Here is a 6,641-nt window from a genome sequence, read left to right as displayed (position 1 = left end):
TGAATCCCAAAGTACAATACGGAGCCGAGTAACCCGGGTCGAGTGCAATTGCCTGTTGTGCAAATCGGCGAGCGTCGGCCTGAGCTTCCCTGGTAATTCTGCGCGAAGCCTCAACGGCCTTTAGTTGAGCAGTCCACGCGCCTAGGTTATTTGTGCCGGATCCTCTGAAACGAGCCATTTCTCCCGCCAACAGTTCGACTTGAAGCTCGGTTGCAATCCTAAGTGCGATTTCATCCTGAACTTCGAATACATCTTCAATGAGGCGATCATAGCGGTCTGCCCAAATATGCATGCCGGACTTTGCATCGATTAGCTGTGCTGTGATCCTCACCCGGTTACCGCTTTGACGGACACTTCCCTCAAGAACAAGATCGACACCCTGCTCCAGACCGACCTGTTTCACGTCAACGGAGCGACCTTTGTAGACGAATGTAGAGTTACGCGCGACGACCAGTAAATTCGGGAGTTTTGATAAAGTGGTGGTGATCTCTTCGGTAATTCCATCTGCAAAAAACTCCTGATCGGGGTCAGAAGAAAGATTATCGAAAGGTAAGACGCCGATTAGCAGAGACTTTGTATGGCTAGCCGGAGTTACTCGCGGTGGGGCAGAACCTGGCGGCGACCATTGGAAAACTTCTATTGGTGACGGCGCGTTCTTAAACTGTCGCTCTCCAGCGCGATAAAATTGCTCAGCGAGGCGCTCGTCAAGGCTGCGATGGACGACATCTGAAATTAACACAGCCCCTTCGTTGGAAGCCTCTTGTAGACGTGCAGACAGATTGATGCCATCGCCGAAAATGTCATCGTCGTCGAATACGACATCTCCAAGATGCACGCCCACTCGTAGTTTCAATGAGGACTGAGTTGACACCTGGCTTTGAAGATCAAGGGCGCATCGTACTGCATCAGATACCGAGTTAAACTCGACTATCCATCCATCACCCATCCTCTTAACGACATTACCTCGATGATCGCTAACCAAAGGATCAAATAACTCTCGACGTAGAACACGAAGTTCGCTGAGAGTCCTATTTTCATCTGCCTTAATCTGGCCTGAGTAGTTTACTACATCGGCCGAGAGTACTGCGGAAAGTCTGCGGTCTCCATTCATGTCTATTGGTAGCGCAAATTACGCTGCTTGGAAAAGACAACATGATTTTCTGAACGTCGCGCATGTCCTAGTGAATGGCTTAGTGCAAAACTGAAAAGCGTGACTGTGAATGTCTGCTTCGGGCTGCCATCAGCCAATCCGCACTCCGCAGAGAATGACTATTTCGAGCGTCGATGCAACAATCGCATCAGGCCATGCAAATGAAGCGGTATGTCAATAACCGACGTTCATCCAGAGCAAGAAGTTGGTTCTGAACCATATCGCTGGCGATGTCCCCAAAGAGAACCTGTGTCGTAACAGGCATATTGCGATCAGACTTGGGCTTCGAAATTCTCGCCTTAAGCCATTCAAAACTTTCAGTCGTCGAGTCTTCTTCATCCAATACCTTAAAACCCGCATCTTGCAGAAAGCCGACCATTTCTTTCGGGGTTGCGAGATAACTGATCGAGGCGTCCATAGCCCATGGCGTCGGATAAACGACGTCACCACCTTCGCCCTGTAGAATGTCATAAATTCCAAATCGTGCTCCCGGCTTCAGGACACGGTGGGCCTCTTTGTACACCGCAAGCTTGTCCGGGATGTTCATTGCAACGTGGACAGTTACCGCGCCATCAAAACTGCTGTCCGAAAATGGCAGCTTTGTTGCATCTCCCTGAATAAACGTGGTTTGTTCACTGAGACCGACCCAATCAGAAATGGTTTTAGCTGCGTCGCAAAACTCTGGCGTCAGATCTATGCCTGTTACCTTGGCCTTTGCTTCCTCGGCAATTGTTCTACTGACCCCACCCAGTCCACTACCAATATCAAGCACATTCGCGCCTGGTGTAAGCTCAAGTTGCTCCAGCAACTGCAAAGTCGCCTGTCTGCCTCGAAAATGGAACTCATCGATAGGCTCAAAATCAGCGGCGCACAGTTTCTTCGGGTCAACGCCCGCGGCCTTCAGGCGATCAGCTATTTGGTCGATCAGTCTGCGGCTGCGACCATAGTGATCGGAAACCTGTTCTTTCATTTTCCCACCCTTTCATCAAACAAGTCGGGTGCTACTGAATTCATCTACGACCAAAGCAACCGAAGGGTATAAGGGCACTCAAATGTTCAAGGTAGAGCTTCGAACCAATCGAGCACCGCGTCCCGCCAGCCCTCCGGCACGCCGTGTCCACCTTTGGTGACTTTCAGCCGGATCGAGCCTGCCTCACAATCCATCCAGTCCTTCTGCATCGAGTCGTCATCGCCAAAGCTGTTTTCCGCGCTACCGAAGCAGGCGTTCTCGCGGCGCCAGACATCCAAGCCCTTCATGACGTTACCCTGGTGAAAATCAACACCCTCCCATGTCAGCTGTCGGCCTTCGAACGGCACCATTCGGTCTTTGAAGCCATGTACGTGAAATAGGTGAACTGGCGCATCGCACTCAGTGGTCATGGGCTCCCAGAATGCTCCAGCCGCAGCGGCAAAGCCTCTTGCCATCTCTGGCGCTTGGCACGCAATGTCCCAGACCATCGAACCACCGCGGGAGAAACCTGCGATCAGTATTCTCGACGGGTCTATACCGAAGCGCTCCACCGCGTCGGCGCGAACTGCGCCGACAAAGGAGACATCATCGCGCGCCAGATCATACCCGTCAGCCACACCCCAATCGAGGTCTTTGCTATTAATACTGGGCTGCCCGCTCGGCATAATCACAGCGTAGCCGCGCCGGATGAAAGGATCGACATAGGCGGAGTTCTGGATCATCCCTTTCCCAGACCGTCCATAACCGTGCAACCAAATGACGGAAGGCGGTTCATCCGGAACATCTGGTAGGGCCACGTAGTACTCACCGCCTTCCAGTGTGCAAGGTGCATCTGGCGCGCCACACTCTCCGTCCGAGGCAAAGGCCTCTTTCTGACTTGCAGCAATAACAGCAATGACAATACTGAGCGTCAAAATGCGATTGCGCGTTTTGGGTCGCATCAAAAGTGTACCTTTGTGGTTAGGTCACAGAAAATCATAGCACAGCGTTGCGCATCTCCGAAGGCAGCGGCCAAGCGTTTGTGAACTATCTGAAGTTTAGGCAAAGTTGGCCGGTCGATCTCTTTCCAAATGAGTAGTTATGAGCTTGGGTAAGAACTTAGATTTTGTTCGAGAACCCAGGTAACTTTCATTAAAGTGGTACGGGGGGACTTATGGAACGCCGTCTAACCGCCATTCTGGCTGCGGATTTTGTGGCATTCTCACGCCTGATCGGGCGTGATGAAGAGGGCACGATTACCACCCTAAAGAGCTACCGAAAACTCATTGATGACCTCATCTCAAACTATGGTGGTCGCGTGTTCGGCAGCGCGGGTGACAGCGTCATCGCTGAATTCACAAGTGCAACGGACGCGTCCCGCTGTGCATTGGAAATTCAAAGAGAACTGAAAGCTCGCAACCTCGATCTGCCGGAAAAAGGGCGCATGAACCTTCGTATCGGAATACATCTCGGTGACGTCGTGGCAGATGGCGATAATCTGCTGGGAGACGGCATCAACATTGCCTCTCGGTTGGAAGCAACCGCACCGCCCGGAGGCATTTGTGTTTCCAAAGCAGTTGCCGATCAACTTTCGGGAAAGGTGGACGCGGAATTTGCGCATGCTGGCGCCCATGAATTGAAGAATATCGCCAATAAGGTCGAGGTTTGGACCTGGCCTCCGGAACTTGCGGTCAAACCCAAGCGCAGCGCAGCGATCCGATGGACTGCCGCGACGGCTGTTGTCGCCACAGTTACCGCGATTTCAGCTTTTTTTGTCTTTGGAAGAGATGATCCGCGCGACCTTCCGTCAGGTGCGCGGATTGTCATTACACCTTTTGAAACAATCGGGGAAAACAAGGAAGACGAGTATTTCGCTGAAGGTTTGACGCGTGATCTTAACGCCTTGTTGGCGAAGTTCTCAAACCTGTTTGTTATAGCTCCCGAAGCTGGCGCCGACTTCAGCAGTCAGAAAGATTGCGAAGCGATCAGGGATGCGTTAGGGGCCGATTACATACTTGGCGGCACGGCCCAACGGTCTGACTCGAAACTGCGGGTGACAACTACGTTCATCAATGCAAGGACTTGCCGTCAACTCACGCCGCCGGGCCCCTTTGATATGGACCTAAGCATCGCAAATGTCCTGGATATCCAGGTTGAGATTGCAAGAAAGGTCGCCTCGCAAATCGGCTCAAGCGATGCCCCGTTGTTCAACGCTTCTGTACAGCAGGCTATCCGCGACAAGGCACCGGAAAACCTGGAAGCCTATGAATGCTATCTGTTGGGATTCTGGTTTTATCAAAGTTTCAGCATTGAAACGCATCGCAAGGCTCGGGACTGTCTACTGCGAACCGTGAAGGAAGAACCTGGTTACTCTCTTGCTTGGTCGCGATTGGCCTTTAACTATCTCGAGTCTAAGAAACGATCATTCGACACCGATCCGGATTGGGCAAATAAGGCCCGAGACGCCGCCACACGTGCACTTGAGGAAGACCCGGACAATGCGGATGCGCACTACGCCCTGGCAATCCTCAGCAGAATGACGGGAGAAGACAAGGCGATCTTCTTTGAACACGCAAAGAACGCCACGGAGCTTAGTCCCAATGATTCCTGGATCCTCGCGGATCTGGGTATCTTTCTTGCTTACTCCGGCGAGTTTGAAAAAGGTAAAGAGTGGATTTCCCGCGCAAAAGACCTCAACCCCAAACTTCATCCTGGCTACAACAACGCTTGGGCGCTGCACGCGATCTTGCAAGGCAATTATGATGAAGCACAAAAAGTCATCTTGAGCTGGGGTACGCCGAAATCCACCATGTCGATGGCAAGCCTGACTGCAAGCTATGCTTTGGACGGCGAGCAACAAAAGGCGCAAGAGATGGCGCGACGCTTGCAAAACGAACACCCGGAGTTTCTTGACGATCCACGCGCACCGTATCGAGCACGTGGAATGCCAACGGAGCTGATCGAAAAGATTATGGGTGGGCTTCGGATTGCCGGTATTGAAGTTTCAGAGAACTAACGCCGAGATTGCTTGCAAACATCGCCTTCAGAATGGCGGGCATAGAATGTTTGTAGCGGTTCTGGAACCAAGTTGCGCTTGCTACCTAACGCTGTTGCCGACACCGAATTAGGAGATTCGTTATTTCTAAGGACAGTTTTGCGGACACAGAGATTGGAAGACACTTGGCGAACGCTGCACGTCGTTGCCGCATGGTTTTCTTCACTGGATTACCGGCATCTGGAAAGTCATTCCTGTTGCGTCAGCAGATATCCATTGCGATCTCCTTGGGACGTCGTGTGCATATCATGCGTTGGGATACGGGGCTCGCGGCGTTTCAAACCGAAGATATACTCGCGAGGTATCCGGATGTTTCGGATGGAACTCATCCGTTGATCCGAAAGGCAGCCGGGCTGTGGGGGCGGAGAGCACTGACGCGATGGCTGGCGGAGAATACCGACCCCACAGGCATGATTGTCGGTGAAGTCCCTATCATCGGAAACAGGTTTTCAGAGTTCATCCAGACGCAGCCCGATCAGATTGAGCCTGCCTTAGCTTCCGAGGAAACCACATTCATGTATCCGGTTCCTACAAAGGGCTTGCGTGCCAATCTCGAAGCTATTCGAAGATCTACATTTGCGAACCCCAGACATCCTGATGAGGCTAGGGACGCGCCACCATCCACAATGGAACTGGCTTGGCGCCAGACATGCGCCAAGGCTGCGGAGTTGGGCTTAGTCTCTGAGGTGGACATCCATTCTCCGTATGAGGAGGCGATCTATGTCCGGTTTTTTGAGCACCTGCTGCAACACCGAAACGTCGTCAGAATTGCGGTCGATACGATTTTTTCAGATGCCGGGTCAGCCCATGACCTGAATGCGAACGTCTTAGAACTCAGTGCTAGCTCAGACGAAGTAAAGTACGCAATCGCAGAGGTAGAGACTACTTTTACAGCCGAAGCAGCCGCCCGAGAAGTTGAAAACTGGTATCGGGTGTAGTCTCGGACAAAGGTCTGTTCGGTTGGCATTTCGGAATTTGCAAAGCTTGGTTGCGAAGGTCCGTTTTGGGCTGCGACCGGTCAGTCATGCTCGTTGCAGAAAATGTCGACTACTCCAAACCGGTCACTGCGGCACTCCGGCTTTTCGCAGCCCCTCTACCAAATGTTCAAAGTAGTCTTGATTGTAGCCGGGCAAACTTTGGGCGACGAATGACAGCGAGAATTCGGGGTTGAGAGCAAGAGCTTTGGTAACGGCTGCGCGGGCTTCATCTAAATTGTCTTGTTGCGCCAGTGCTGCTGCTCGGAACAAGTTTGGCCAATACTCACGCTCGTTTTCTCTAACGGCTTTGCCCGCCCAGTGTTCTGCAAGCTTGTAGTCTTTCAATTGATAGTGAGCTGATGCGTTGTTGACATAGAACGTCCATAACAAGGGATCGTTGGGACTAAGTTTAATGGCCATTGTCTAGCCCCCTCGTTCGGCACCACTAAATTGAGGTTTCTCTAATAAGGTTTCAGGCACAGGTGGGCGCATGTTCAGAGCATGATGTGG

The 6,641-nt window shown here is 52.1% G+C and carries 6 protein-coding genes; 2 read left to right on the top strand and 4 right to left on the bottom strand.

What is annotated here, in order from left to right; genetic code table 11:
- From ACR0J8_RS23750 to ACR0J8_RS23740, 3 genes are all read right to left on the bottom strand, one after another.
- Positions 1-1,111 (bottom strand): adenylate/guanylate cyclase domain-containing protein (locus tag ACR0J8_RS23750; protein ID WP_480892721.1); only part of this gene is annotated, 1,111 nt, incomplete at its 3' end.
- Positions 1,112-1,298: 187 nt separating this feature from the next.
- Positions 1,299-2,120, bottom strand: a complete 822-nt coding sequence (locus tag ACR0J8_RS23745; RefSeq protein ID WP_480892720.1) for a class I SAM-dependent methyltransferase — start codon at positions 2,118-2,120, stop codon at positions 1,299-1,301.
- An 86-nt stretch (positions 2,121-2,206) separates the two neighbouring features.
- Positions 2,207-3,061 carry a CE1 family esterase gene (locus tag ACR0J8_RS23740; RefSeq protein ID WP_480892717.1) on the bottom strand — a complete coding sequence of 285 codons (855 nt, stop codon included), beginning with the start codon at positions 3,059-3,061 and terminating at the stop codon, positions 2,207-2,209.
- 212 nt (positions 3,062-3,273) lie between these two features.
- On the opposite strand from ACR0J8_RS23740, the gene ACR0J8_RS23735 reads away from it, so the two are divergent.
- Both ACR0J8_RS23735 and ACR0J8_RS23730 read left to right on the top strand, forming a co-directional pair.
- A complete protein-coding gene (locus ACR0J8_RS23735; RefSeq protein WP_480892714.1) occupies positions 3,274-5,115 on the top strand; it encodes an adenylate/guanylate cyclase domain-containing protein in 1,842 nt (613 codons plus the stop codon).
- Between the two features lie 191 nt (positions 5,116-5,306).
- Positions 5,307-6,092, top strand: a complete 786-nt coding sequence (locus ACR0J8_RS23730; protein WP_480892711.1) for a DEAD/DEAH box helicase family protein — start codon at positions 5,307-5,309, stop codon at positions 6,090-6,092.
- 123 nt (positions 6,093-6,215) lie between these two features.
- On the opposite strand, the gene ACR0J8_RS23725 is transcribed toward ACR0J8_RS23730, so the two are convergent.
- Positions 6,216-6,551, bottom strand: coding sequence for a tetratricopeptide repeat protein (locus tag ACR0J8_RS23725; RefSeq protein WP_480892709.1), 336 nt, complete (start codon positions 6,549-6,551; stop codon positions 6,216-6,218).
- Between the last annotated feature and the right edge of the window lie 90 nt (positions 6,552-6,641).

This window comes from Ruegeria sp. N11 (assembly GCF_056531525.1).
Note: the sequence above shows the minus strand (reverse complement) of the source record. Positions and strands in the feature narration are given on the sequence as shown.